Origin of the sequence: Chryseobacterium sp. GM_Chr_2 (assembly GCF_026540445.1) — a bacterium.
Lineage (GTDB): Bacteria > Bacteroidota > Bacteroidia > Flavobacteriales > Weeksellaceae > Chryseobacterium.
This window is the reverse complement of sequence record NZ_JALNUD010000012.1, coordinates 122256-148763: the sequence shown is the minus strand read 5'-3', so window position 1 is coordinate 148763 and position 26508 is coordinate 122256. Positions and strand designations below refer to the sequence as shown.

The 26508-nt window shown below is 33.9% G+C and carries 28 protein-coding genes; 13 read left to right on the top strand and 15 right to left on the bottom strand.

Annotated features, from left to right (window positions below; translation table 11 throughout):
• Positions 1-7 precede the first annotated feature (7 nt).
• The 5 genes from OXQ85_RS17390 to OXQ85_RS17370 all read left to right on the top strand — a co-directional run bounded on the left by OXQ85_RS17390 (position 8) and on the right by OXQ85_RS17370 (position 3115).
• On the top strand, positions 8-442 hold the full coding sequence (locus OXQ85_RS17390; RefSeq protein ID WP_267406121.1) for a MarR family transcriptional regulator: 435 nt from the start codon (positions 8-10) through the stop codon (positions 440-442).
• Positions 443-865: an organic hydroperoxide resistance protein gene (locus tag OXQ85_RS17385; protein WP_267406120.1), complete on the top strand. Its 423-nt coding sequence runs from the start codon at positions 443-445 to the stop codon at positions 863-865.
• Positions 866-1031: 166 nt separating this feature from the next.
• The gene (locus OXQ85_RS17380; protein ID WP_267406118.1) at positions 1032-1283 is read left to right on the top strand and encodes a hypothetical protein; all 252 of its coding nucleotides are present in this window, start codon (positions 1032-1034) and stop codon (positions 1281-1283) included.
• A gap of 22 nt (positions 1284-1305) precedes the next feature.
• The gene (locus OXQ85_RS17375; protein ID WP_346659717.1) at positions 1306-2427 is read left to right on the top strand and encodes a lactonase family protein; all 1122 of its coding nucleotides are present in this window, start codon (positions 1306-1308) and stop codon (positions 2425-2427) included.
• Between the two features lie 61 nt (positions 2428-2488).
• Positions 2489-3115: a hypothetical protein gene (locus OXQ85_RS17370; RefSeq protein ID WP_267406116.1), complete on the top strand. Its 627-nt coding sequence runs from the start codon at positions 2489-2491 to the stop codon at positions 3113-3115.
• A 21-nt stretch (positions 3116-3136) separates the two neighbouring features.
• Here the strand turns inward: OXQ85_RS17370 and OXQ85_RS17365 are convergent, their stop codons facing one another.
• From OXQ85_RS17365 to OXQ85_RS17325, 9 genes are all read right to left on the bottom strand, one after another.
• On the bottom strand, positions 3137-3766 hold the full coding sequence (locus OXQ85_RS17365; RefSeq protein WP_267406115.1) for a peptide deformylase: 630 nt from the start codon (positions 3764-3766) through the stop codon (positions 3137-3139).
• 1510 nt (positions 3767-5276) lie between these two features.
• Positions 5277-6149: a ChaN family lipoprotein gene (locus OXQ85_RS17360; protein ID WP_267406114.1), complete on the bottom strand. Its 873-nt coding sequence runs from the start codon at positions 6147-6149 to the stop codon at positions 5277-5279.
• 218 nt (positions 6150-6367) lie between these two features.
• On the bottom strand, positions 6368-7396 hold the full coding sequence (locus tag OXQ85_RS17355; protein WP_267406113.1) for a ChuX/HutX family heme-like substrate-binding protein: 1029 nt from the start codon (positions 7394-7396) through the stop codon (positions 6368-6370).
• 4 nt (positions 7397-7400) lie between these two features.
• Entirely contained in the window at positions 7401-8051 is a 651-nt protein-coding gene (locus OXQ85_RS17350; RefSeq protein ID WP_267406112.1) for a class I SAM-dependent methyltransferase, read from the bottom strand.
• A 1-nt stretch (position 8052) separates the two neighbouring features.
• A complete protein-coding gene (locus tag OXQ85_RS17345) occupies positions 8053-8823 on the bottom strand; it encodes a heme ABC transporter ATP-binding protein (protein WP_267406111.1) in 771 nt (256 codons plus the stop codon).
• Entirely contained in the window at positions 8823-9863 is a 1041-nt protein-coding gene (locus tag OXQ85_RS17340; protein ID WP_267406110.1) for an iron ABC transporter permease, read from the bottom strand. Before OXQ85_RS17340 ends, OXQ85_RS17345 begins: the two co-directional genes overlap by 1 nt.
• Positions 9847-10725, bottom strand: a complete 879-nt coding sequence (locus tag OXQ85_RS17335) for an ABC transporter substrate-binding protein (protein ID WP_267406109.1) — start codon at positions 10723-10725, stop codon at positions 9847-9849. The genes OXQ85_RS17340 and OXQ85_RS17335 overlap by 17 nt, the downstream gene beginning before the upstream one ends.
• Before the next feature lie 20 nt (positions 10726-10745).
• Positions 10746-11831 (bottom strand): HmuY family protein, encoded by a 1086-nt coding sequence (locus OXQ85_RS17330; RefSeq protein WP_267406108.1) that lies wholly within the window; start codon positions 11829-11831, stop codon positions 10746-10748.
• A 10-nt stretch (positions 11832-11841) separates the two neighbouring features.
• Entirely contained in the window at positions 11842-13977 is a 2136-nt protein-coding gene (locus tag OXQ85_RS17325) for a TonB-dependent receptor (RefSeq protein ID WP_267406107.1), read from the bottom strand.
• A gap of 95 nt (positions 13978-14072) precedes the next feature.
• On the opposite strand from OXQ85_RS17325, the gene OXQ85_RS17320 reads away from it, so the two are divergent.
• Positions 14073-14900, top strand: a complete 828-nt coding sequence (locus OXQ85_RS17320; protein ID WP_267406106.1) for a choice-of-anchor J domain-containing protein — start codon at positions 14073-14075, stop codon at positions 14898-14900.
• A gap of 217 nt (positions 14901-15117) precedes the next feature.
• Positions 15118-16395, top strand: a complete 1278-nt coding sequence (locus tag OXQ85_RS17315) for a T9SS type A sorting domain-containing protein (RefSeq protein ID WP_267406105.1) — start codon at positions 15118-15120, stop codon at positions 16393-16395.
• A 216-nt stretch (positions 16396-16611) separates the two neighbouring features.
• On the opposite strand, the gene OXQ85_RS17310 is transcribed toward OXQ85_RS17315, so the two are convergent.
• The 6 genes from OXQ85_RS17310 to OXQ85_RS17285 form a co-directional block, all read right to left on the bottom strand.
• Positions 16612-16902 carry a putative quinol monooxygenase gene (locus tag OXQ85_RS17310; RefSeq protein ID WP_267406104.1) on the bottom strand — a complete coding sequence of 97 codons (291 nt, stop codon included), beginning with the start codon at positions 16900-16902 and terminating at the stop codon, positions 16612-16614.
• 91 nt (positions 16903-16993) lie between these two features.
• Complete coding sequence (locus OXQ85_RS17305; protein WP_267406103.1) at positions 16994-17881, bottom strand: sulfite exporter TauE/SafE family protein; 888 nt, start codon at positions 17879-17881, stop codon at positions 16994-16996.
• Positions 17878-19122, bottom strand: coding sequence for a GTP-binding protein (locus OXQ85_RS17300; RefSeq protein ID WP_267406151.1), 1245 nt, complete (start codon positions 19120-19122; stop codon positions 17878-17880). Before OXQ85_RS17300 ends, OXQ85_RS17305 begins: the two co-directional genes overlap by 4 nt.
• A 136-nt stretch (positions 19123-19258) precedes the next feature.
• Positions 19259-20167, bottom strand: coding sequence for a sulfate adenylyltransferase subunit CysD (gene cysD, locus OXQ85_RS17295; protein ID WP_267406102.1), 909 nt, complete (start codon positions 20165-20167; stop codon positions 19259-19261).
• Between the two features lie 22 nt (positions 20168-20189).
• On the bottom strand, positions 20190-20882 hold the full coding sequence (locus OXQ85_RS17290) for a phosphoadenylyl-sulfate reductase (protein WP_267406100.1): 693 nt from the start codon (positions 20880-20882) through the stop codon (positions 20190-20192).
• Positions 20883-20971: 89 nt separating this feature from the next.
• Positions 20972-21379 (bottom strand): Rrf2 family transcriptional regulator, encoded by a 408-nt coding sequence (locus tag OXQ85_RS17285; protein ID WP_267406099.1) that lies wholly within the window; start codon positions 21377-21379, stop codon positions 20972-20974.
• A gap of 149 nt (positions 21380-21528) precedes the next feature.
• Here OXQ85_RS17285 and OXQ85_RS17280 point away from each other — a divergent pair, with 149 nt between their 5' ends.
• From OXQ85_RS17280 to OXQ85_RS17255, 6 genes are all read left to right on the top strand, one after another.
• A complete protein-coding gene (locus OXQ85_RS17280; protein ID WP_267406098.1) occupies positions 21529-21957 on the top strand; it encodes a DUF4268 domain-containing protein in 429 nt (142 codons plus the stop codon).
• Between the two features lie 136 nt (positions 21958-22093).
• Positions 22094-22408 (top strand): hypothetical protein, encoded by a 315-nt coding sequence (locus tag OXQ85_RS17275; RefSeq protein ID WP_267406097.1) that lies wholly within the window; start codon positions 22094-22096, stop codon positions 22406-22408.
• 145 nt (positions 22409-22553) lie between these two features.
• A complete protein-coding gene (locus tag OXQ85_RS17270) occupies positions 22554-23375 on the top strand; it encodes a DUF2314 domain-containing protein (RefSeq protein ID WP_267406094.1) in 822 nt (273 codons plus the stop codon).
• A gap of 88 nt (positions 23376-23463) precedes the next feature.
• Positions 23464-24033: a Crp/Fnr family transcriptional regulator gene (locus OXQ85_RS17265; RefSeq protein WP_267406092.1), complete on the top strand. Its 570-nt coding sequence runs from the start codon at positions 23464-23466 to the stop codon at positions 24031-24033.
• 141 nt (positions 24034-24174) lie between these two features.
• The gene (locus tag OXQ85_RS17260) at positions 24175-24912 is read left to right on the top strand and encodes an SDR family NAD(P)-dependent oxidoreductase (protein ID WP_267406090.1); all 738 of its coding nucleotides are present in this window, start codon (positions 24175-24177) and stop codon (positions 24910-24912) included.
• Between the two features lie 431 nt (positions 24913-25343).
• Positions 25344-26183 (top strand): SDR family NAD(P)-dependent oxidoreductase, encoded by an 840-nt coding sequence (locus OXQ85_RS17255; protein WP_267406089.1) that lies wholly within the window; start codon positions 25344-25346, stop codon positions 26181-26183.
• Positions 26184-26508 lie beyond the last annotated feature (325 nt).

Here is a 26508-nt window from a genome sequence, read left to right as displayed (position 1 = left end):
CAATCGTATGGAAAATTCAAAATCTTTAAAATTAGAAAATCAAATCTGCTTTCCGCTTTACGTGATTGCAAAGGAGATTACAGGGCTTTACCGTCCGTTTCTCGATGAGTTGGATATTACGTATCCTCAATATCTCGTGATGATGATCTTGTGGGAAAACGACGGACTGCCGGTGAGCAGCATCGGGGAAAAATTATACCTCGACAGCGGGACTTTAACGCCTCTTCTGAAAAGATTGGAAACCAAAGGATTTATCCAGCGAAAAAGAAAAAAAGAAGATGAAAGAGTGGTTGAAGTATTCATCACAGAATCCGGAAAAGGCCTTCAGCAAAAGGCTTGCGAAATTCCGGCGAAGATTCATAAAATTGTTGATGTTCAACCTCAAGACTGGATTGATTTAAAAGAAAGTGTCCAAAAAATATTAAGCAAAATAGAAAAATAAATGAAAACTTTATATAAAACAAAAGTAACAGCCAAAGGAGGTAGAAACGGTAACGTAAAAAGCGAAAACGGAATTCTTGATCTTGAAGTAAGAATGCCTAAAGCACTAGGCGGAGCAAATGATGATTTCACCAATCCTGAAATGCTTTTCGCAGCGGGATATTCTGCCTGTTTCGACAGCGCGTTGAACAGGGTGATCAGTTTAGCTAAAATAAAAACCGGAGAAACAACAGTGGCGGCGCAAGTAAGCATTGGCCAGTTGGAAAACGGAGGTTTTGGTCTGGCAGTGGAACTGGATGTGAATATTCCTGAAGTTTCTATTGAAGAAGCCCAGTCTTTAACGGAAAAAGCTCACGAAATCTGTCCGTATTCGAATGCGACAAGAAATAATATTGAAGTAAAACTTTCCGTGACAAACAACTAAATTTGTTTCATTCAAAATATCAAATCTGTTTCTGAGGAAGCAGATTTTTTTGTTTTAACAAAGGGATATTATAAAGAAATAATTATTTTTATGGAATCTTAATCGGCTATTAAAGTCTTATTTAAAAAACAGAATAACCTAAAAAATCAATATTAAACAATAAGGAATGAACGGAAAAACAATTTCAGAATTAACAGACGAAGAGCTACTGGACAAAAGAAAGAAAGCTAAAAACACCAATATTATAAGTGCTGTATTAATAGGCTTTTTTGTAGGAATTGCCGTCTTTAGTGCTGTTAAAAAAGGTCTCGGATTTTTCACATTTTTCCCATTGATTTTTGTATTCATGCTGATGCGAAATCAATCAGAAGCGAAAGAACTGGATAAAGAGATTAAAGCAAGAAATCTGAAATTTTAATTTTTTTAATCAACCTTTGAAATTGAAAAAACTTCTTTTCCTCACCATTGCGACTTTTACGTATCTACAACTTCACGCTCAAAAAACATACGTTTTTTTCGGTTCTTACAACTGGGATAAAGATTCAGAAGGAATTTATGTATATGAATTGGATACCATTAAAGGTAATCTTTCAAAAGTAACCTCCTACAAAGGCATTTCGAATCCATCTTATCTTACGCTATCTTCTGACGGAAAATATCTTTTTGCCTGTACAGAAAGTAAAACTCCAAATGGCGGAAGTGTGAGCAGTTTTGAATTTAATTCTGAAAAGAAAGCTTTAACCTTCATCAGCAAGCAAAAAAGTGGCGGCGAAAACCCGGTTTATCTGATGGCTCATCAAAATGGAAAATGGCTGGTAAACGGAAATTATACACAAGGTAGTGTTTCAGTATATCCTATCTCAGAAGGCGGAAAAATTCAACCTTATGTTCAGAATATCCAATATTCGGAAGGAAGTGTAAATCCTGCTCGACAGGAACGTTCGCACATCCACTCCACTGTTTTTTCTCCCAATTTCGACTATCTTTTTCTTCCGGATTTAGGAGCGGATAAAATTAGAATCTATCAATTTGAAAGTGAAACCCAACAGCCGTTGCAAGAAGCTGAAATACCTTTCACCAAAACAGCTCCGGGAAGCGGACCGAGGCATTTCACTTTTCATCCGAACGGAAAATTTGCCTATTCTATTGAAGAAATAGGCGGTGCGGTAAGCGTATATTCTTATGAAAGTGGAAAACTGAACAATTTACAGAGGATCTATACCCATTCGGAAAAATTTAAAGATAATTTTGAAAGTTCTGATGTTCATATTTCGCCTGACGGAAAGTTTTTATATGCTTCCAATCGTGGAAATGAAAATAATATTGCCATATTTTCTATTCAGAATGATGGAACTTTAAAAATAGTTGATTATCAATCGGTAAAAGGAAAACATCCCAGAACCTTCACTCTTGATCCTAGCGGAAAATTTTTGATTACAGCCAATACCGTTTCCAGCAATGTGACTGTATTTAAACGAAATACAGAAACCGGTTTGTTGAAAAAAGTTGGAAAAAAGATTAAAATTAAAAATGTGACTAATGTGCAGATGAAGAAATATTAACTCTTTTAATACATAATAAATTTTTACTTTAAACGTTACAGTTTTTCAATAACATTACACCATGAAACAAATCTTCAGCCTTATTTTAACATTCAGTTTAATTTTTTCGTATGCACAAGAATATTCTTTTGCAAAAAAATTTAATTATGGAAAAGTTATTCTTAAAGATGGATCTACATTGGAAGGCGAATTGAAATGGTTTCCGAGCCAAAATGACAACCTGAAGTTTAGAAAAAGCTCAACGGAAAGCACGGTAAAATATCAACCTACGGATGTTATTAGTTTTTCTTCTGATAATCTGAAATTTGTTCCTCTATATAATTTTAAAGCATACGCTGATAGCTATGCCTTAGTCGGCATTCTTACAACAATTAATGAAACCTTTGGAGAAGTTGTTTCTGAAGGGAAATTTAATATCTATTTTACCTTAATCACTGGATATAATGCAGTTTCCAGAACAATTGAAAGCTATCCTAATTTTGTATTTCAGGATTCTTCAGATCCCGAAAAAAAATTAGTTGCATATCCTTATATGATCCGAATGAAGGATAAAAAATACGAAAAAGCTAAAGAAAATTTATATATTTTCTTCAAAGATTATCCTGAAATTGTTGAAAAAATAAAAGCTTTCAAAAAAGAAAATGACTTTATAGAAATCATTAAAATGGTTGAAGAACTTAACAAATAATATTTTTTTAACAGAAAATAATTACCTCGTCACCGAATCGCTTTTCTTAAATGCATCTACTGGCTTATAAGAATCATTTTTCTCTTTTTCTTTTTTATCTGAGATTAAAATTCCGAAAAGATGATCGATTTCATGCTGAAAAATCACGGCAGTAAAGCCTTCTACGATCTCAGAATACTTTTGACCTTTTAGATCTACATATTCCAATTGAATCACTTTGCTTCGGTAAAACTGATCTCTAAAATCAGGAATCGACAAATCACCTTCCGGTCCCAAATTCTGTAACTCCGATTTCCAGACAATCACGGGATTAATAAAGTATTCCAACGGTTCTCCGGATTTATCAAAACGCTGAACCCAGATTATTTTCCTGTTGATTCCCACCTGTGGCGCGGCAATTCCTACTCCACCGTCTGTAGACAATAAAGAAAGCTGCATTCTTTTTACCAATGTCGCAATATTCGGATCTAAAGGATTGGCTTCTGTAGAAAGGCTTAACAACGTTTTATGCTGATGATCATCAGTCGTTTGAAATATCGGCAAAGCAGATTTTACATCACCTTGATTAATAATTGAAATCTCAGCTTGAGTTAATTGCTGAGCATGAATAAAACCAATGAAAAGAATAAATAAAAAGGATAATTTTCTCATTCTGATATAATGTATCACAAAGATAGCTAATACATTTATTTTTCATTACTTATAAAAACAAAAAAAGGAAGCTTTTGCTTCCTCCTTAGTGTCAAGTTACCATAAATAAATTCAAAACAATAGCGCTTTGGAATTCATATTTTTTCATCATTTGTGTTTTTCATTTGTGTTTTTACGTTTTGGTAATTTGCTGATACAAATGTAGCTACATTGAATTGTAAAAAACTTGAACTAGTTCAAAAAGTAATTTTTATTAAAAATATTTTTAATCATTTCTAAAATTTACATTAATCACATCAACCGTACAATTATTTATCTAAAATCTATATCCTATAAAAATAAAGAAAGGAAACTTTCGTCTCCTTTCTTCCCAATTTTACCCCTTATTAATTGTAAGAAAAAAACTCTTACCCTTTTTTTTTTCATCATTTGTGTATTTGTGTTTATTTTCGGTAAATTGTTGATACAAAGATAGCTTCATTGAAATAGAAAAAACTTGAACTAGTTCAAAAAACAATTTTTATCAAAAATATTTTACATTAAATAAAAAATTCAAGTTAAAATAATTCACTTGTAATTGATAAAAAATATTCATTATAAAAAATAAAAAAAGGAAGTACTAAGACTTCCTTCCTTTCAATTTTACCCCTTAAAATGTAAAGAATCAAACTTTACCGTGTTTCTTTGTTTTTTTTCATCATTTGTATTTTTGGCTTTCGGTAAATTGATGATGCAAATTTAGAAGCATTTCAGATGAAAAAGTTTGAACTAGTTCAAAAAAGTATCAATCATTATTTTTTTATGAGAAAAACTAACAAACAAAAAAAGGAAGTACAAAGACTTCCCCCCTCTTCTGATTTTACCCCTTTGTAAAATGTAAAAGATTAAATTCTATATTTTTTCATCATGAATACTTGTGCTTTGGTAAATTGCTGAGACAAATTTAGATGCATTTAAATTCAAAAAGTTTGAACTAGTTCAAAAAACATCATCCATTAAAAATTTAAACTATTTTTATTTATCATAAGGAATCAAACAAAAAAGGAAGCTTTCGCTTCCTCGGTTTACAATATTACCTTATTGTCGATGCACAGTTATGAATATGCTCTACATTTTTTTTAATTAAATTTATTTTTTTTCATTTTTTGTGTGTTTGCTTTGGTAAATTGTTGAAACAAAATTAGAAACAATAGACCTGAAAAAACTTGAACTAGTTCAAAAAAGCATAAAAATGTTATTTCAATTCACAAAAAAGGAGACCGAAGTCTCCAAAACAACAAATACCTATAATAACTGCACAATAATTGTGCTACGATACACTTTAAAATCAATACTTTCTTATCTGTCTGCTCTTATACTTACACGAATGTTTTGGTATTTTGTTGAAAACAAATCTAGAAAGATAGAGCTTGAAAAAAATTGAACTTATTCAAAAAACACACTTTTCTGCTAAATTTTAAATAAAAAAAAACGAGCGTTAACTCGTTTTATATTTTGTAAGATTTTGAAATTAAAAAGTCTTCGTCATATCACTCGGGATAATCAGATTAAAATCTGTTGGGACATACTCTTTTTCAGGAACTTTTAATTCAGGATTTTCAGATTCAAAAACAGAGATCACTGCCATTTTAAGATTTGGATTTTTCTGTTTGATATACCAATAAATTCCGCCAAATTCCTTACTGTGATAATTTCCGTTGTAATGAATAAACGTTTTTCCGGTTTGAAAGTTTTTCAAAATAGATTCCGCCATTGTGGCATCTTTCGTTGCCTGTGCAGAAATAAAATTCATAACCTTTGTTCCGTCTGCATGGTCGCCCATCATGGTTTTCATTTCAGGATAACCCGGTGTGTCCAATGTTACTTTAATCGGTAATTGCGCAATATAAGATTTATCTTTTTCACTTAAATTATTCAAAGATTCCAAGCCCTCTTTTGCCGTCTGAGAAGCATATCTTCTCGGAATATTGGTTGCAATGAAATTCAGCTTTTTACTTTTAGCAAAATCAACCAGCGGTTTGTAATCTGTTGCATAGTTATTCCATAAACGGGCAGAGTCTTTCAATGTTTTCGCATCAAATTTCCCGTTAAAATATTGATTTAATTGAGACTGATTATCTCTTTCAAACATTTCAGCACCCAAAATAAGCTGACCGTTTTTCTGAGCAAATAAAGCTTCTGTAATTTTCAACTGAAGCCAGTGATTGATTGAGCTATTATGATTTTCGCCAAAGAAAACCACATCGTAATCGGCCAATTCTTTGATCAATTTTTCAGTCTTTATTTCTTTTCCTTTTTTATCGTAAAACTGATAGGCTTTGAAGCTTTGTGCCTGTAATGAGCAAAAACCTGCTAATAATATCGCGATGAAAATGTTTTTCATATTTTTATTTTTTTTAGTTTCATATTTAATACTTAGCTGTCATTCTGAACGGAGCAAAGCATAGTGAAGAATCTCTAAAAATAAAATTGAGATTCTTCCTTCGTCAGAATGACAAACTAGACGCTGATAAATTTACATTTTTTACAATTTAACTTTTCCGCCTAATAAAAAAGCCGCCTTGAAAATTCCAAAACGGCCTTATAAAATCATCTAACTATTTATTTTTCCAATTCTGCTACAAGGTCTTTCCACTCTTGTAATTCAGGAATTCCAGGTTTTCTTTTTCCGAAGAACTGTGCGATGAAGTCACCCTCACTGTTAAATACTTCAATAGCCGTTACCTCTCCGTCTTCCGTTGGCTTTTTCACGATCCAAGCCTCATGAATTTTAGTTACATCAAGATGTAAATTGAAATCAGGATCCATTACATTGAACCACTGCTGGTGCCAAAGAACTTTCTTCACATTTCCTGTATGAATCTGAATAATTCCTCTGTTTCCAACGAAAATCATAATCGGAAGTTCTTTTTCAGAAGCATCTTCAAGAACATTTACTACTTTAGAATTATCAATTTTTTTGGTAAATCCTTCCGGAGCCAATCTCAGAGCCTGCGTTCTGCTCACTCCGAATTTTCTTGTCATCATGAAGAAATCGTGCGTATCTTTCAGTTCAGACCAAGCCTTTTGGAAGCCTTCCACATCAATATCAGCATCGGCTTTTTCAGGAGCTTTTGGAGCCACAGCTTCTAATTCTAATGTAGAATTTTGCTCATCAGCCTTAAATTTTTCAACAATCACATCAAAAGCAGCGTCGTTACTGTCTTTTGTTAAATAAATCTTGTGAAGTGCCAAACCGTCTTTTCCGAAGAACTGAAGACTTTTTTTATCACCTTCCACAACACCGAAAGCGAATTTCCAATGGTTTAAGAAGATTCTTAAATCGATATCTTCCCCTACAAAAAGCTGAGCGTGCGGGCTGCTGAAATCTCCGTTTAGATAAGTTCCTTTTCTCTCGTGAACGCACTCGTCGTTTCTCGTAAGAGCCATCACTTTACCTAACTGTTCAACTTCTGTTAAAATATTTTGAAATTCAGGTTTAAGAACGGTAACGCCCTCTCCTACGTTTGTTGCTAATAATTCTGCCTCACTTACTTCAAGTTGCGCAGCTGCATTTCTGATTCTCAAATGCGGATTTTCAGCTTTCAGAGCTTCCCATTTTTCCTTTAAATCGTTAACTAATGTGCTCATTATTTTATTTTTTTATGGTTAAAACTGTATAATTTCTTGTCATTGTTTCGTTTCCTGTTTTACTTTTTACCTCTTCTTCCTTTTCAGAAATTTTCATTCTTTTGAAATGACTTTTAGAAACGGTTTCTTCCATTTCATCAGTATTGTACAATGTAAAATCGAATTGGGTAAAAGGTAAAGTTTCCATGAAATCTCGTTGTCCGAACGTAAGAACAAAAGTTCCGTTGTCTTTCAACACTCTGTAAATTTCATTTAAATATTCAATCGGTTTCTCCCAAAAATACACGGTGTTTACAGTAAATATTTTATCGAAAATTTTATCTTCGAAAGGCAATTTAGATCCTTCATACAAAACAAAATCTGCCTGATTTTTAAACTCTTCATTTAATCTTTTGGCTTCGTTATGCATGGTTTCAGAAATATCAATCCCTGTATATTTCACGCTTTGAGCTTTGTTTAAAATACTTTTAACGTGAGCTGCATTTCCATGCCCGATTTCGAGAACTGTTTCGTCATCTTCAATTAAAAGTGTTTTAATGCTTTCCAGCGTCATCCCGATATTGGTGGCATTCATCATCTCGCCGATCTCAATTCCTTTTTCACCTTGAGGATTGGCTAAATTCTGAGCTAATATTTTTAAGTTTTCTTTGTCCATATTATCCAAAAATAATCATTGGGTTGCTTGTGATCGGATGGTCGCAAATGGTACACGGAAAATTATACGCATCACTGATGGTTTTTGCCGTAAAAACTTCCGTTGGTGTTCCGTAAGAAGCCACTCTTCCTGATTTCATCAATAAAATTTTATCTGCAAACTGTGCGGCAAGATTTAAATCATGCAAAACAACAATCGCCGAATTTTCTTTTTTGGTGAAATTTTTAATGATTTCTAATGCTTTGTATTGATGTTTAACATCCAAATTATTCAAAGGTTCATCCAAAAAAACAAGCTTATTGGTAATATCATTCTGCAACTGAGCCATTACTCTTGAAAGATGTACACGTTGTTTTTCACCTCCGGACAAAGTATTATACTCCCTGTCTTTTAAATGATAAACATCTGTCTCATACATCATATTATTCATGGCTTCATGGTCTTCCTGTCTTGGTTGTGCATCAAAATAAGGGTAGCGCCCCATCATCACGACATCTTTTACCTCAAGTGGAATATCATTGCTGTTGTGCTGGGAGAATTTAGCTTTATGTTTAGATAATTCAGCCACCTTCCAATCGCGGATATTTTTATCTTTAAATAAAATCTTCTGATCCGACTTTACTTCATTCGCCAAAACACTCAAAAGACTTGATTTTCCGGCGCCGTTGGGACCAACAATGGCTAAAAATTCACCATAGCCTAAAGTGACATCAACTTCATTCAGAATAAAAAAATCCTTGTGCTTATAACTGATCTGTTCTGCTTTAACCATTACATTGATTTTTTAAATTTCATTAAAATAGCAATGAAAATTGGAGCTCCCATCATAGCTGTTAAAATCCCGATCGGTAATTCGGAAGGCTGCACAATACTTCTACTGATAGTATCTGCCGCCAGTAATAAAACACTTCCCAATATGGCTGATAAAGGTAAAATATAGTTGTAATTTGATTTAAATAAAAGCCTTAAAATATAAGGAACAATTAATCCTACAAAGCCAATTGTACCGGAAAAAGCCACACAACTTCCCACCATTAATGATACGATAATGACGATTTGTTTTTTAAGCTTTTCAACATTAATTCCTAAATGCTGAGCATCTTTTTCACCCAACATCATGGCATTTAACGCCTTTCCTTTTCGCAAAAGAATGGAATACGAAAGTATTAAAATCACTGTCAAAATAATATTCTTCGTCCATGTGGCAGCGGCTAAACTTCCCATGTTCCAGAAGGTAAGATCTCGCAATTGTTCGTCTTTCGAAATATAAATCAGAAAACCTACGATGGAAAATCCAATAGCTGAAATAGCGACACCCGTTAAAAGCATCATCACCACATTGGTTTTGCCACCGCTTGTGGAAATTCTGTAGACCAATAGCATGGCTAAAAGCGAACCAATGAAAGCTGCAATCCCGACCAGCGAAAACTGTACTACTTCAGGAAGATATTCTCTGAAATATCCTCCTAAAACAATGGTAATGGCTGCCATTAATGTAGCTCCGGCGGTAAGCCCGATTAAATCTCCTGTTGCTAATGGATTTCTGAATAATCCCTGTAAGCTCGTTCCGGATACCGAAAGCATGCTTCCGATGAGAATTGCCATGATAATTCTGGCTGCTCTTACATCCCAAACTACATATTTATCACTCAACGACAACGTTGAATCTCCTTTCATTACTTTACCCAACACCTCAAACGCAGATTTACCACCAAAGTCGTAAACCCCTGTATTAAGAGACCATACTGCAAGAATGACAAGCAGTGTGGAACTCATTGTAATGTAAAAGTATAATTTACTTTGTGCTTTCAACTAATAATTTATTTAATCCTAAAACAGCCTCACCAAGTCTTGGTCCGAAACCGGAAACCAAACCTCCGTCCATTGCAATAATATTTTTATTTTTACCGGCATTGGTTTGAGAAACACCCGGCATTTTTAATGCTCCTTCGTTACCTCCCGCACTTTCCAGTCCGCTTGAGAAGAAGAATAAAACATCAGGATTTGCTTTTACCACAGCCTCAGGCGTTAACGGTTTGAAATCTTCAAAATCAGTTACGGCATTTTGACCACCTGCAAGACCGATCAATGCGTCCATTGGAGTTTTTGTTCCTGAAACCATCAGCATATTTCCTCTTGCATAGATGAATAATACTTTAGGTTTTTTAGCGATAGGCTGAACTTGTTTTAAATCAGCATCGATTTTATCCGTTAGTTTCTGATAATCTGTATTTCCGATCGCTTTTGCTACGTCGGCGATTAATTTTTTAGTTCCGTCAACCGTAAACTCTTGTTTAAAAGTCTCTGTCTTGATTCCTGAAGCTTTGATTTTACCCATCAATTCAGGGTTAATATCTTTATCTGAAACTAAAATCAATGTTGGATTAACTGACATGATCGGCTCGATTGTCATCGATCTCATGTGTCCTAAATTTTTAGCCGTTGTTTTTAAAGATTCAGGATAGGTGCTTGTAACATCGGTTGCTACGATTTCTTTTTCGTGACCTAAAGCGGCTACGATTTCCGTAATTCCTCCGTTTAACGTTACAATTTTATTATTTGATTTTGGTGTTTCAGAACTTACTTCTGTCGTAGTTTCAGTTTTAGCTCCGGTTTCTTTTTTACATGAATACACTGCAATAAGAACCGATGCTGCCAAAATGAATTTTTTCATGATATACTATTTGTTTGATTTTATAAAGGTTTGTATTCGAATTGAGGGAATCCTCTTTCTCCTGTATCACTTTTTGTAAGTCTCGTGAATCTTAATTTAAAGTAATACCCATCGGAATCTTTAATGACATAAAAACGATCTCCATATACTTCCAGTCCATTAGTACCTACAGGATTTCTCCAGTTTGCTCCAATTACTCTATGGTCATTATATATAAATTTAGATTGATCAATATCAGAAGATTTAAAATTATTATAAGCCTCAACTCCTGATCCCGAAGTAACCATCACTTCATATGCTCCAACTCCACCTACATTATTATTCGTAACAAAATCTGCGTAAATGTAACTTCCTGCTCCTGCAATAACATTGGTAAATACAGTAAAGCATAAATCCCACTTCTTCTTCTCAGGTTGAATAAATACTTCTTTATTATTTTTTAAGCTTACAAAATTATAGTTATATGTCACATTTTTAGCAACATTCAACTCTTGGTGTGTAGTAGAAGTAACCTCTGCATATTTTATTTTGTAGCCATCAGCAGATCTTACGATCTGTACTTTCATCCAACCTCTACTGTCTCCACCTGTAGAGACTGAACCAATTGGAACTGAACCTGTGTAAATCTCTTTACCCATATTTACCAAGTACACTGCATTTTCAGAATCATTTGCTTTAATTTCTTCTATAGCAGTATATCCAGAAGGAAAATTTCCTTTAACATCATCTATATAAACCTCATTGGAAGGATTAAAATTTGCTACCTGAACCTGCGTTTTCAAAGTTGCAACACTTGCGTCTGTAACCAAATCTATATTTGTTGCATTAGGAATTTTAGCTGCTGCCATCATAATTGATGAGTTTAAAACAACTTTAAAAGCACTTCCCGAATATAATGCCAAATCCCAGTCAGTTCTTTTTGTGAGAACTTCATTTGCTTCACTTAAATCAAACCATACCTGATTTGGCTGCGTAGCACCGCCAACAACAGGATTTACGATTGCGCCTTCTATAGGAGATACTGCAACAGGATCTTCGTTATCATTAATACATGATTGAGAGATAAAAGATGCTCCTACTAAAAGACCAAATAGTATTTTTTTCATTTTTAAAACTTTAAAAATTATAATTTAACCGTGCGAAATAGCTTCTTCCATAAAAAAGATTTTGATTATCCGGAGCTGCATTATGTGCATTTCCAGAAGCTATTGAGTTTCTCACACTGGATACGTCGAAAATATTTTTAATACCTAAACTAAACTCTACGTGATTGTTGAAGAATGGCTGTGTTACCGTGAAGTTCATCATATTGAAATCTCCAACTTCGCCTAAAAAGAATTTTGGTTCAGCAGCAAGATTTGATGTAACTTCTTGGGTATACTGCTTTCTTACCCCAGTATACTTATAATAAAGAGCAAATAATGTTTTTATCTTTGGTAATGTATAATTTGCTGAAAAATTGGCTTCAGTATAAAAATTATAATCATCTGGAGAAACAACGCCTGCAGCATTAAGAACCTGCGAAATTCCCATTACAGAAATCCCTGCATTTAGTGAAAAATTATCTTTTCTAGCCGTAATTGCACCACCAAATAAAAGAGATCTATATTTATCTATATTTAAAAATGTATATCGCAACGGACTATTGCTGATTATTACATCCTGAATTCTATCTTTTACATCAAGATACATTCCGGAAGCACTGAAATTAAATTTCCAAGCGTTTGACATTGTTGTTTTATAATCCCAAAATACACCTAAAGAGTACCCTGTTTCTGGCTTTAAATCTTCATTTCCTCTGATATCATGATTATTATCTACAATATAGGTGTAAAGTTCTTCATAAGTCGGAAATCTATTAGAAGAACCAAAAACAGCACGTAGATCAGAGTTTTCAGAAGTATTCCATCTTGTTGTAAGTGAATAGTTATATTGACTATCGAATTTATCACTTAAAGCTAATCTTACTCCTGGACGAAGTGAAAACTTATCTGTAATTCTCCATTCTGCAGAAACAAAATTAGAATAATTGAATATTGCTCTATTTACATCCGGACGTTCTGAAACACTTTGAAACGTAGAAGCATTAGCAAAACCACTAGTTCTTTCCAACTCATATCCAATCTGGAAATTAACTTTATCACTATCTAGGAAATTACTAAACATCCCTCGTGAGTATAATATCTTAGAATCATAATAAGTCGACTTATCCGCTCTGGAAATCTCTTGTCTATTAGGAACATCATAAACATAATCCTGAGATTTTCTTTCTTGAGTCTGGTAAGAAAAATCGCCATTATAATTGATTCTAGATCCTAATTTCGTTTGAATATTAAATTGATGAATCCATCTGTTAGTAAAATAATCTTTATCTTTAGAAATATAGGTTCTGTTCCCTGCTCCTAGAGGTAAATCTTCAACTAATTGATTATAAAAATTAACTTCTTCACTCAAATAGTTGATCTTATAGAAGAAAGTTGTACTATTTTTAGAATAACGAATCGCTGCATTTGCTGTTGTTTGATCTTTTGGCAACCATTCATAACCTCTTTTTCCGTCGTTACCTTCAGTAAAATATTTATATCCATTATATTTCCCTTTATAACCCTGAAAATCATTATGATTAATATCGGCTGTTACCGACCAATTGTCATTGATTCTATATCCTAAATTTAAAGATTGAATATGACGACCATTTCCTTTTTTAAACCAATCATAATCTTTACCTATTGTTTCTTCCTGTAAAGAAACTAAAGCATTGAATTTTTTAGAATAATTTTTCTTAGTAATAATATTGATTACACCAGCAACCGCGTTATTACCATACTCAACCCCCATTGCACCTTTTACAATCTCAATACGTTCAATATTATTAACGTTAATTTTACTAAGATCTACTTGATTTCCAACACCTCTATCATTTACTACAGGAATATTATCAATAAGAATCTTTGTATAAGCTCCGCTCAATCCCATAATACTGGCACCAGAATCTCCTGTTCCGCTATTAGGTTCAATTAAAATATTAAGATTTTGATTAAGTACTTCAGCTGCAGTAGTTACTGCCATATTTTTTATTTGTTCAGCATCAATTACCTCAACTTTATAGATAGACTTATTGATCGATTGTTGCATATACTGCCCTGTGATGACAACCTCTTCTATTTTTTTCTGTTGTAGAGAATCTTTTTCCTGTGCATTTACCCATAGAACGGCAGACAATGACAGTATAGAAAGCATTTTCTTCTTCATAGACGCAAAAATTTTTCGCAAATATAGCGCTTTATTTAGAACAATTAAAAATAAATATGTATTTTTGTGGAATAATTCTAAATAAAAATAACGTTATGAATTTAAAACTACTCTTAGGGACTTTAATGCTAACGGCTGTTACAGCTAATGCGCAAGTAGCTACGATTAATGAAAACTTTAATAACTTCACTGCAGGGAATACAACATTTCCACAAGGTGGTTGGTCTGCGGTACTTCCTCCAATGAATATGCCACCAAGCCCACCCCCACCAATGATGATTGTTTATGAAACTGCAGGAAATGCTTCTGATAAGTACGTTTCATCATACTCTGGAGGTAATAAGGATACTCCTCAATATTTAGTTTCACCACAAATTGTAGCTCCGACAGGTGATAAGACTTTATCCTTTAAAACAAGATTAAATAGCTCTAACACGGCACAGGTAACACTACAAGTAGGTTTAGCATCGAGCCCTACAGATATGACTACTTTTGTGGCTGTAGGAGATCCTATTATAATTACTCAACAAACTACTTTTCAAACGTTTACAAGAGTAATTCCTAGTTCTTCTTCATCTTATATTGTTTTCAAAACTGTTAATACTGTAGCTGGAGCTCAACACACTGCAGCTGATTTTGATGATGTAGTATATGATTTTACTAGTGTTTTAGGAACTTCAGATGTTTTAAAATCTTCAACTAAAACTCAATTTGCTATAACTTCAGACAACACTGCACTACAGTTTGTAACTAAGAAAGATCCTAAAAATGTTCAGGTTTATTCAGCTTTAGGACAGAAAGTAGCTGACGGAAAATTGAACAATCAAAGATTAGACATCAGCGAACTTCAATCAGGAGTTTACTTTGTTCTTATCGAAGAAGCAGATGGTACTGCTACAAAATCTAAATTTATCAAGAAATAAAAGATTTTATTAGACTACTATATCAGGGAAGTCGATTTATGAATTTTTCATAAGTCGACTTTTTCTTTTTACACCACTTCAAAAAGCCCATTAAATCTCAATATTTCAAAAAATTAATATAAAAACAAGATAAATATCATGTTTTTATTTAGAATTAATAAAAATAAATTTATAGTTTTGTGGAATCATTCTAAATAAGAATTTAAACATTAAGATTATGAAAACAAAACTACTTTTGAGTTCTTTATTGGCTCTTACGGTTCAACAAACGGTTTTAGCTCAGACAGATGCTTTAGGATACACGCAGGTGGATATGTCGATGGGAAGTCAATATCAAAATCGTGTTTTTTTTGGTCTACAAAATAATAATCAGGTTTCTCAACCTGCCAATTCTTGGGACATTGCATTCTTTAGAAATTCTGCAACGAGCTTTGGTTCAAGAGTAAATGATGCTAAAGATATCAAAGTATATGAGGCATCTAATGATATGAGCCAATGGGATAATATCAATATTGCCAATTTATCATCTTGGGGGGCTCCTATTTACAATCCGGATCAAACAACATCTCTTGCAGACGGTGCTTTTGAACAAGGTTCAGCTTCTTTTGGTTGGGGTAATTATAATGGAGGAACTCACCATGTGGATGGAACAATTATTTTTGTTTTACAGTATCCGGATGATAGTTATATTAAATTTGCCATTACAGACTATTTCAGTGCTTATACTTTCAAATATTCTAAATGGAATGCTGCTACGTCAACTTGGGGAGCAACAGAAACAAGAACAATCGCCAATGGGTCTGATGATGCTTACTTCAACTATTTCTCTTTTACGACAGGTGCAAAAGTTGAAAATCTTGAACCACCAAAAGCTTCCTGGGATTTCATGTTTACAAAATATTATACATTCTATAATAATATCATGATGTATCCGCTTTCAGGAGTGATTCAAAGTCCAAATATCACAGTGGCAAAAGTTCGTCCGGAAACACAGGAGACTTCTACATTCTCAATTCCTGCAAGTACAAACTTTTCCCAAAATATTACAACCATTGGTCACTCTTGGAAACCTACTCAAGGATTCTATACAGACGTTGTTTATTATATCAAAAAAGGAAGTGAATATTACAGAATGTACTTCATTTCAAACGGAGGAGCAACTACAGGAAACATGTACTTTAAATATAAAAATATCACTTCTGTGCTAGGTGTTACAGATATTGCTGGAAAAAAAGCTTCTTTCGGTATTTATCCAAATCCTACAACGGCTGATAAAAAAGTGACTGTTTTATTTGATGTTAAAGAAAAACTTGATAATAAAGGAACTGTACAGGTATTTGATCTTACAGGAAAACAGGTTTATCAGGCTGAATTAACCAATCAGGCGGGATTCTACAAACAGGATTTAGACTTGTCTAGACTAATCCCGGGAAATTATTTAGTTAAAATCACTTACGGTGGAAGTTCAGAAACCAAAAAGCTGATTGTAAAATAAAAAAATGAATTGTAAATGGTCAAACATGAATTTTTAGTTCAGATCAATATCAATTCAAAAATCTAAATTTTAATACTTTCTATTTTTTCTAATAAAGGCTGCTTTACAGATCGTAAGGCAGCCTTTTATACTTTTTAGTTGATAGTTGATAGTTGATAGAAGCTAAAGTTAACGAAATTCTTTTATCTTTTATCTTCTATCTTTTATCTTTTTAAATCAATAAATCTTAAATCCTTTATACACTTCTATCGATTTTTCCATGATCTTCGAAGCATCTTTTCGGAAATCCAGCAAATGATCTTGTCCGTTGTGACGATTATGATGTTCTACGCTTTCCCATAATTCGATCAGGAAGAAAGTTCCTTTATTATCCTTATCTTCAACCAAATCATATTGAAGACAACCTTCTTCTTTTCTTGTTTCTTTCACCAAATTCTGAAACAATTCTACCGCTTCCATCAAGTAATTTTCATTAAACTTAAAAAGCGCAACGATATGTAAATTCATGTACTGTTAAATTAGACTGTAAAAGTAAATTATTTTCGAAGTCAAATTATTTTTTCTTCGCTTTATTTTTCCACTTTAACAGATTTTATGCTTAAAAAACAGATTTGTAAATCGTAATCGAACTCATAACGATCACCAAAGTTCCAATGACTACGAACATACTTTTCACAGGGAGTTTCGCGGTCAGCATTGCAGAAAAAGGAGCGGTAAAAATTCCGCCGATTAAAAGTCCGAGAATAATATTCCAATGCTGAACACCCAACGTAAAGATAAATGTGACCGCAGCCGTAACCGTCAGAATAAATTTTGCAACCGTAGAACTTCCCACCGCAAACCTCGGAGTAAAAGAATTTTTAATTAAAGTTCCTGTCACCAAAGGTCCCCAACCTCCGCCGGCAAAGGCATCAATAAAACCTCCTATTACCCCTAATCTTGTAAGATTCGTCTTTTTCTTCAGTTTTTTATCCTGTTTGGTTTGAAAAGCATTCGATAAAATCTTAATACCAAGATATAAAGTGTAAAAAGAAATAATTGTTTTCGTGATTTTAGAAAAATATTCACCCAGATACGTTAAGGCAACAGCACCGAGAATAGCCCCAATCACCCCCGGAATAGCCAGTTTTTTAACTAAACTTTTACTTACATTTTTCAGTTTAATATGACTCGCGCTTCCTGCGGCAGTGGTAAAACTTTCCGCAGAATGTATACTGGCACTTACAGCATGCGGCGGAATATTAAGGAATAAAAGCGTCGTTGTGCAAATTACGCCATAGCCCATCCCCATTGATCCCGCAACGATTTCGGCCAATACTCCGACAAGCATCATCCAGTAAAAAATATAATCGTCTTTGGCTAATATTACAAAAAGCTCATCCAAATAGCCCATTTCATACATTGAAAAAGCAACAATGAACAAAACGGCAACCGTTACAAAAAGAACGTTGAGCCTCATCTGGATTTTTCTTGAGATCACCATCATGATAAAATCATTACAGCTCCCACCGTAGAATTGCTGGTTTCATCAATCAGAATAGCACTTCCGGTATCATTATTTTCATTAAAACTGTCAAAAACAAGGGGTGAAGCTGTTTTCAATTTTACTTTTACCACCTCGTTCAGCTTAATCCCAGAATAAATCGGAATATTTTCAAGGGTATTGACATCAATTTTATATTCAATTTCTTTGATGATGGTTTTTACAACCTTACTTTTATGTTGAATGAAATATTTATTGCCTTCGTTCAGTTCTTTTTTATCCAGCCAGCAGACAATGGCTTCTACTTCATTTTCTACTTTGGGCTGATTTTCGGTTTTCACAAAAAAATCGCCACGGCTTACATCGATATCATCTTCCAAATGTAATACGGCAGGCTGATTGGCAAAAACAAGATCAACCTCTTTTCCGCCTGTTTCAATTTTTGAAATGGTTGTTTCAATATTTTGCGGAAGAATGGTAATTTGATCGCCTTTCTGATAAATTCCTGAAATAATTTCGCCTGAATATCCTCTGTAATCATGCAGTTCATCTGTCTGGGGACGAATCACATACTGTACCTGAAATCTTGCATTTTCAAGATTCGTATTGTCATTTACTTCAACATTTTCAAGGAAATCAAGCAACGTAGGACCTTCATACCAAGGTGTTCTTTCAGATTCATCTACAATATTATCGCCGTAAAAAGCAGAAATCGGGAAATAATTTACATTTTCCAACTCTAGTTTTTGAGCAACCAACTGATATTGTGCTTTAATATCGTTAAAAATCTCTTCGGAATAATCAACCAAATCCATTTTATTAATGGCAACCACCACGTTTTTCATCTTTAATAATGAAGCAATGATGGAATGTCTTCTCGTTTGCTCAATAACGCCTTGTCTGGCATCAATTAAAATAATAATCAACTGTGAATTAGAAGCTCCTGTGATCATATTTCTGGTATACTGAATATGCCCTGGCGCATCGGCAATAATGAATTTTCTTTTTGGAGTCGAAAAATAGCGGTAAGCCACATCAATCGTAATCCCCTGTTCTCTTTCGGCTCTCAGTCCGTCTGTAAGAATGGCAAGGTCTACTCCATTTTCGTTTTTATTTTTTGATTGTTTTTCAAGAGCTTCAAGCTGATCAATCAATATATTTTTACTATCGTACAGAAGTCTTCCGATCAGGGTACTTTTCCCATCGTCTACACTTCCGGCAGTTATAAATCTTAGTATGTCCACGTAAATAATATTAGTAATGAGTAATTGGTAATGAGTAATTTCTTTCAAACCGCTCATCTTTGATAATTTAATATTAAGCTATGAGTAAAATATACAGGATATTTTGCATTACTTATTACTCATTGCCCATTATTTATTAAAAGTAACCTCCTTTTTTTCTGTCTTCCATCGCGGCTTCCGTTACTTTATCATCGATTCGGGTTTCGCCACGTTCAGAAATTTTAGAAGCAATAATTTCGTTGATCACGCTGTCTAAAGTTTCCGCATCACTTTCCACAGCTGCTGTACAGGTCATATCTCCGACGGTTCTGTAACGAACTCTTTTCGTAATCACCTCATCACTTTCATCAATCTGAATATAATCGGAAGCGGCAATTAACTGACCGTCATACTTAATCACTTCTCTGTCGTGCGCAAAATAAATTGAAGGAAGCTGAATATTTTCTTTTCGGATATAATTCCAAACATCCAGTTCCGTCCAGTTTGAAATTGGGAAAACTCTTACATTTTCACCTTTATTTATTCTTCCATTATAGATATTCCACAATTCGGGACGCTGTAATTTCGGATCCCATTGCCCGAACTCATCACGAACCGAGAAAAAACGTTCTTTTGCTCTTGCTTTTTCTTCATCTCTTCTCGCTCCGCCGATGCAGGCATCAAACTGAAAGTCTTCGATCGTATCTAATAAAGTATGTGTTTGAAGCCAGTTTCTGGAAGCAAATTTTCCTTTAGGTTCGGTTAAATTTTTAGCTTTAATAGTATCTTCTACCTTTCTTACAATCAGTTCAGCACCTAAATGTTCAGCCAGATAATCTCTGAACTGAAGGGCTTCAGGGAAATTGTGCCCCGTATCTATATGTACCAAAGGAAACGGAATCTTCATCGGAGCAAACGCTTTTTTCGCCAGATGAACCAAAGTGATAGAATCTTTTCCACCACTGAAAAGCAAAGCCGGTTTTTCAAACTGTGCAGCCACCTCACGCATAATGTAAATACTCTCTGCCTCCAGCTGCTCCAGATAATCTAATGTATAATTACTCATTATTATTTGAAAGATTTTTTAATTAATTTGAATGCAGACCGCATTCTTTACGTGAACTTTCCCACCACCAACGTCCAGCACGAGGGTTTTCTCCGGGGTCAATTGCTCTTGTACAAGGCTGACAACCCACACTGATAAATCCTTTTCTATGCAAAGGCAAATCTTGGACTTTATTTTTTTCAAGATAATCCAAAACATCCTGATAAGTCCAGTGGATCAGTGGATTGTATTTGTAAAGGTTTCTTTGTTCGTCCCATTCTAAAACCTGCATATTTTCACGGTTTTCAGATTGTTCAGAACGTAACCCCGTGATCCATACTTTTGCATTTTCCAATGCACGGTTCAACGGTTTTACTTTTCTGATGAAACAACATTCTTTCCTGTTTTCTACGGAATAATAAAAGGCGTTTATCCCTTTTTCATTCACGTAATTTTCCACATCAGAAGCCTCCGGAAAATACACTTCCGTTTTTATTTTATATCTTGAATTGTTTTTTGAAAGTAAATCGTAATGTTCATAAAAAAGTCTTCCGGTATCTAAAGTGAACACTTTTATCGGTAGTTGCTGACTGAAAATTATATCTGTAATCACCTGATCTTCCTGACCAAGAGATGTGGAGAAAACAACTCCCTCTGAGAATTTTTCGGAGATGAATTTCAATCCTTCCTCTGCTGAAAGCTGTTTCAGTATATCTGCATCTTCTGTTGAAATCATATTTTGTTCATTTGAAGTAATGCAAATATCTGATAAAATAATTATCCTACCAAACAAGTAGACTAATTATTCAAAAAAAAGGATTTAGATCAGTCGATCAAATCCAGTAACGTTTTTTCTTCCAAAATCTTAAGAGATGCATCCCGAACCTCAATCAAAACATCGTGCAAACTACAGTGATCTTCATTACAGTCGGCACATTTTTCATAAAAATTCAGACTTACACAAGGCAGCATGGCGATAGGTCCGTTTACCAATCGTATGATTTTGGCAAGCTTCACATTTTCAGGATTTTCTTTGAAAAAATATCCGCCACCTTTTCCCTTTTTACTATCGAGGATGTCTGCTTTTTTTAATTCAAGCAAAATATTTTCCAGAAATTTTAACGGAATTTTTTTGTGTTCCGCGATTTCAGAAATCAGAATAGGCCCGTCATTCCTTTTTTCTACAAGATATGACAGCGCCTTAAAAGCATATTGAGATTTTTTTGACAGCATTACAGCAAAATTAAGAAAAAAGAATTAAGTTAAAAGTAAAAAGTAAGGGTGAAAAGAATTATCATTGGAGCGTAAATTTTTCAAAGTTTTCATATACTTGGCTCTTTTACCTTTCTACTTGCTTCTTACTTTTTTCCTACATTTGTATCATGTTCAGTAAAGAGGAAGCGCAAAAATTAAAAAAAGAGTTTTGGACGGCATTCGGAAAGTCTTTTCCGAGAAAATGGATTTTGTATGATACCAAGATCAAAGATTTCTCGTTTAAATTTTATGCAGATAAGAAAAAAGCAGAGGTTTCTTTAGATATAGAAATGAAAGATGAAGTTTTCAGAGATGCTTATTACAACAAGATCTGGTCTCTCGAAGATATTCTGAAAGATTTTATCGGTGATTTCCATAAAGAGGAATTTTATACACTGGAAAACGGAAAAGTCATCAGCAGAATTTGGGTAGAAAAGGAAGGAATTTCGGTTTTCAATAAAAATACATGGCAGGAAGCTTTTGAATTCTTCGTTGATAAAATGGATGGGTTTGAAAGGTTTTATTATGAATATGAAGATTTTATAAAAGATGTTTAACAATTATGATTCTTGAAATTTTAGCAGAAATTTTATTTGAATTACTATTTTTCAAGCTTCCTGTTTTTTTGTACAGGAAAGTAAAATTATTTTTCATAAAGCAATCTAAAATCAGGACAAATAAAATAAACATACCATGAAAATCAGATATTGTTGGAGATGCAGAATGGATGTTCCCATGTTGGATAAAGAAGAAAGTAAAATTGCTTCAAAACTATTAGCTGAAGGATTTCAGGAATCTAAAAAATCGATGAAATCTCCTCTTCAGGAAAATTTCAAAAAACTTCTTGATTATTATAATGAATTAACGGGTTTTGGGGAAACCAATCCAAACGCAATCATGCATCACTTTATAGATTTATACGGTCCTGATTGTGAAAATTGTGGAAAACCTTACAGAACTCATACTGCATCGTATTGTCCTAAATGTGGTAATAAAAGACAGTTCTAAAATTCACATAAAACTTAAACTTCCGTTTAAATAATTTTTGTATTTTAGTCAAACTAAAAATATCAATTGGTAAGTATTCATAATGCTTTTCAGTAAAATTCACATTGACATTTCTAATTATTAAATCACAAAAAATATTAACTTCATGGAAGAAAACACGTTCATCTTCACAGACGGAGCCGATCCTAAAATGATTGAAGCTTACCAAAAAGCGCAGGATACTTTTAAATATTTCTGGAGAGAACTGTCCTGGGAATACAGAAGAATTATTCCGGCGATGAGCCTTGCCTGTGTAAAAACTTCTTTTTCTGAAAAACATCCCGAAACCCGAGAAGAAATCGTTGAACATATGTGGATCAATGATATTGATTTTAATGGAGATACCATAAAAGGCTACCTCATCAATGAACCCAATAACCTTAGCAGCATTCAGGCAGGTGATTATTTTGAAATTCCTCTGCATGAGATCAGCGACTGGCTTTTCGCGATGACACCCCCTGTTAAAAAACCAAAAGGTCTTTCCAAATTATTTTCTTCTTCAGAAGAGCGGATTCCAAAAGCATACGGAGGATTTACGATTCATAAAATGCGCGCCGATATGAAGTCTGATCAAGAACTTCAGGAACACGATGCCATGTGGGGGCTTGATTTTGGAGATTTTAATCATATTGAAGTCGTTTACGAGCAAACGGAACATCCTGAAAACCTGACTGAACATCCCATGAGCAAGAATATGAAGGAAAGTTTTATCACTTTTTTAAAGGATTATCCGAATGAATTGACCAATCTGGACGAGGAAGGTTTATCTCTTCTTCACAAAGAAACAATTGCCGGAAATTTAAGCTCGATTGAAGTACTCTTAGAGCATGGAGCCGATAAAAATTTAAAAGCAAACAACAGAAAAACGGCTTTAGATTATGCTAAACAACTAAAATGGGAACATTTGATTCCTATTTTGCAGAATTAATTTTAATTTGAAAACAATAGGTAGAGAAGCTTTCGGGTTTCTCTTTTTTATTTTACCTGATGTGCATCTTTTTAGCTAACTTTCCGATATGAAAGAATTAATACAATACTTTTTACAATTCGGCAAGTTGAAAGAAGAGGAAATCAATACTATTTTAAGTAATGTGACCACTTTGAATGTAAGCAAAAACGGACATTTTTCTGAGATAGGAAAAATTCATCATAAGGTAGCCTTTATTTTTGAAGGTATCCTTCGTGTTTATTATCATGACGAAAAAGGTGAAGAAATAACCAAATATTTTGTTGAAGCAAATAATCTCGTGGTTGATATAGAAAGTTTTAATAACCTCACCCCTTCAGATGGAAGCATTCAGGCAATGACCGACTGTAAATTTATTGTATTCTCAAGGGAAGACTGGCAAAGACTTCTTGTAGAAATTGAACAATGGAATATTATGGTTAATAAAATGATCTCTCATGCTTTACTTCAGAAAATAAAACGAAGAAGCCCGTTAGTTGCAGAAGATGCCACAACACGTTACCTTAAATTTCTGGAAATTTATCCAAATATTATAAACCAGATTCCGCTATCTTATGTTGCTTCTTATTTAGGAGTGACGCAATCTTCTTTAAGCAGAATCAGGAAAAATATTAATTAAAGTAGTAAGATCGAAGCATAAATTTAGCTTCAAAGATTAAACTTTCAACCCCTATCTCATAAAAATTTCATTTTTTGTCAAATGGCAAAAGATTTCATTTTTAAAATTCTGAATTTTGCTTCATCATTCAAAACATAAAAAATGAAATCAGCATTAATTACCGGAGCCAACAGAAGTATTGGTTTGGAAATCGTAAAACAACTTTCTAAAAAAGGATTATTTGTATATCTCGGAAGCCGTGATCTTGCAAAAGGAGAATCTGTTGTCAATAATTTAACAAAAGAAGGATTTGAAAATATTAAAGCCATCGAAATAGATGTCACCAAAGAAGAATCTATTCTTTCTGCTAAAAATAATATCGAAAAAGAACAGGGAAAACTGGATATCCTCATCAACAATGCCGGGATTTTAGGAGAAGTTCCTCAGAATTCTTTAGATACTAAGATTGAAGATATCAAAGAAGTTTTTGAAACCAATTTCTTTGGAACCATTAATGTCACTCAGATTTTCTTGGAATTATTAAAAAAATCCGACAGTCCACGAATCTCCAATATCACTTCCGGACTTGGTTCTTTAACATTCCATAGCGATCCTAACTGGAAATATTACGATTATAAAACAGCTGCCTATGGTACTTCTAAAACAGCTTTGAACGCCTATACCGTCGTCTTGGCTTATGATCTGAGAGATCTGCCTTTTAAAGTAAATGCTATTGATCCCGGATATACCGCCACAGATTTCAACCATCACAACGGTACCGGTTCTGTAGAAAGTGCTGCAACATTTATCATTAAACATACATTAACGGATAAAGATGCGCCTACAGGTAAGTTCTACAGCAATGAAATTAAAGATGGTATTGAAGTAAGCCCATGGTAGAATTTGTTTAAATATATCAAAAAGAGAAGCTTTTCGGGGGTTCTCTTTTTTATTTATAAGTAGCTCCCAAAAAATAAATTTTATCCGTCTGATTCTCAGAAAACCTCAACGTATTTAAAATATCTTCGTCTGAACTTCAGATTCTTTAAACCAGTTATGATTCTGCCCGTCTGAACTTCAGAAAGTATAAAGCAATAGTAGTTCTGTTCGTCTGAGTTCCAGATTACCTAAACTAGTTTAGGTTGGGCTCGTCTGAACTTCAGACGTAGGGAAAATATTTTGACTCGTCTGAGACTCAGACGTGAATATTTTTTTTCATTAAAAATGAAACATTCACGATTCAGATACATCATTCGTTGATCCAGCTACTTTTACCATCTTCCATCTTGCCATCTTTGTATCATCATTTAACAACAATAAAATATTTAAAAATGGAAACAAAAAAAGTATGGTTTGTGACAGGAGCTTCAAAAGGATTAGGATTATCTTTAATTAAAAAATTACTGGAACAAAATTATCGTGTGGCTGCCACCACAAGAAATGTACAGTCATTGATCGCTGAAATCGGAGAGATTTCGGAAACATTTTTACCGCTTGAAGTAAGTTTAACCGACAATGAAAATGTAAAATCGGCCATCGAAAAGACGGTTCAACATTTCGGACAGGTAGACGTTGTGGTAAACAACGCAGGTTACGGTCAATTGGGAACTTTGGAAGAGCTTTCTGATGAAGAAGCAAGAGCTAATTTTGACGTAAATGTTTTTGGAACATTAAACGTAATTAGAAACGCAATGCCTCATCTCCGTATACAAAAATCCGGACATATCTTCAATATTTCGTCTATCGGTGGATATTCAGGAAACTTTCCGGGATGGGGAATTTATTGTTCAACAAAATTTGCCGTGGCAGGCTTAACGGAAGCTTTAGCTGAGGAAGTGAAAGACTTTGGGGTGAAAGCAACTGTGGTTTATCCTGGATATTTCAGAACTGATTTCTTATCAAAAGAATCTGTCAGAACTCCGGAAAATTCAATTCCTGAATACGAAGCGGCAAGAAATTCTGAGCAGGCTCATCTGGATGAAATCAATGGAAATCAGCCCAACGATCCCGACAAAGGAGCAGAAGCTATTATAGCCATCAGCGAAGTTGAAAATCCGCCTGTACATTTCTTATTGGGAAGCGGAACTGATGAGTTTTTGAATAACAAAATTAAAACCATTACAGACGATGCAGAGAAATGGAGTGAACTGACGTTTTCTACTGTGATTTAATTTTTCTTTCACTCCAAAATAAAAACTCAGCTATAACACAACGTCACTTCGAGTAGATTTTTGAAAAAAATCGTATCGAGAAGTTTATTTAAATTAAAGTTCTCGATACATTTTTCTTCATTTCATTTCGAAAAACACTCGAACTGACGTAATCAGAACTCATTAATTAAAGTTTATAAGATCCTTCGACTGCTTCGTGCTCAGGATGACACCGTGAAAACTTTCCGTAATAATTGTAACGGTTAGTATTAGCGATGTCATCCTGAGCGAAGTCGAAGGATCTCCTCATCATCTTACTACTTAAAATTCAATCCACCTTTCAAAA

Coding starts and splice junctions, on each gene's coding strand:
- OXQ85_RS17390 (WP_267406121.1), top strand. CDS start 8: ATGGAAAATTCAAAATCTTTAAAATTAGAAAATCAAATCTGCTTTCCG.
- OXQ85_RS17385 (WP_267406120.1), top strand. CDS start 443: ATGAAAACTTTATATAAAACAAAAGTAACAGCCAAAGGAGGTAGAAAC.
- OXQ85_RS17380 (WP_267406118.1), top strand. CDS start 1,032: ATGAACGGAAAAACAATTTCAGAATTAACAGACGAAGAGCTACTGGAC.
- OXQ85_RS17370 (WP_267406116.1), top strand. CDS start 2,489: ATGAAACAAATCTTCAGCCTTATTTTAACATTCAGTTTAATTTTTTCG.
- OXQ85_RS17365 (WP_267406115.1), bottom strand. CDS start 3,766: ATGAGAAAATTATCCTTTTTATTTATTCTTTTCATTGGTTTTATTCAT.
- OXQ85_RS17360 (WP_267406114.1), bottom strand. CDS start 6,149: ATGAAAAACATTTTCATCGCGATATTATTAGCAGGTTTTTGCTCATTA.
- OXQ85_RS17355 (WP_267406113.1), bottom strand. CDS start 7,396: ATGAGCACATTAGTTAACGATTTAAAGGAAAAATGGGAAGCTCTGAAA.
- OXQ85_RS17350 (WP_267406112.1), bottom strand. CDS start 8,051: ATGGACAAAGAAAACTTAAAAATATTAGCTCAGAATTTAGCCAATCCT.
- OXQ85_RS17345 (WP_267406111.1), bottom strand. CDS start 8,823: ATGGTTAAAGCAGAACAGATCAGTTATAAGCACAAGGATTTTTTTATT.
- OXQ85_RS17335 (WP_267406109.1), bottom strand. CDS start 10,725: ATGAAAAAATTCATTTTGGCAGCATCGGTTCTTATTGCAGTGTATTCA.
- OXQ85_RS17330 (WP_267406108.1), bottom strand. CDS start 11,831: ATGAAAAAAATACTATTTGGTCTTTTAGTAGGAGCATCTTTTATCTCT.
- OXQ85_RS17325 (WP_267406107.1), bottom strand. CDS start 13,977: ATGAAGAAGAAAATGCTTTCTATACTGTCATTGTCTGCCGTTCTATGG.
- OXQ85_RS17320 (WP_267406106.1), top strand. CDS start 14,073: ATGAATTTAAAACTACTCTTAGGGACTTTAATGCTAACGGCTGTTACA.
- OXQ85_RS17315 (WP_267406105.1), top strand. CDS start 15,118: ATGAAAACAAAACTACTTTTGAGTTCTTTATTGGCTCTTACGGTTCAA.
- OXQ85_RS17310 (WP_267406104.1), bottom strand. CDS start 16,902: ATGAATTTACATATCGTTGCGCTTTTTAAGTTTAATGAAAATTACTTG.
- OXQ85_RS17305 (WP_267406103.1), bottom strand. CDS start 17,881: ATGATGGTGATCTCAAGAAAAATCCAGATGAGGCTCAACGTTCTTTTT.
- cysD (WP_267406102.1), bottom strand. CDS start 20,167: ATGAGTAATTATACATTAGATTATCTGGAGCAGCTGGAGGCAGAGAGT.
- OXQ85_RS17290 (WP_267406100.1), bottom strand. CDS start 20,882: ATGATTTCAACAGAAGATGCAGATATACTGAAACAGCTTTCAGCAGAG.
- OXQ85_RS17285 (WP_267406099.1), bottom strand. CDS start 21,379: ATGCTGTCAAAAAAATCTCAATATGCTTTTAAGGCGCTGTCATATCTT.
- OXQ85_RS17280 (WP_267406098.1), top strand. CDS start 21,529: ATGTTCAGTAAAGAGGAAGCGCAAAAATTAAAAAAAGAGTTTTGGACG.
- OXQ85_RS17275 (WP_267406097.1), top strand. CDS start 22,094: ATGAAAATCAGATATTGTTGGAGATGCAGAATGGATGTTCCCATGTTG.
- OXQ85_RS17270 (WP_267406094.1), top strand. CDS start 22,554: ATGGAAGAAAACACGTTCATCTTCACAGACGGAGCCGATCCTAAAATG.
- OXQ85_RS17265 (WP_267406092.1), top strand. CDS start 23,464: ATGAAAGAATTAATACAATACTTTTTACAATTCGGCAAGTTGAAAGAA.
- OXQ85_RS17260 (WP_267406090.1), top strand. CDS start 24,175: ATGAAATCAGCATTAATTACCGGAGCCAACAGAAGTATTGGTTTGGAA.
- OXQ85_RS17255 (WP_267406089.1), top strand. CDS start 25,344: ATGGAAACAAAAAAAGTATGGTTTGTGACAGGAGCTTCAAAAGGATTA.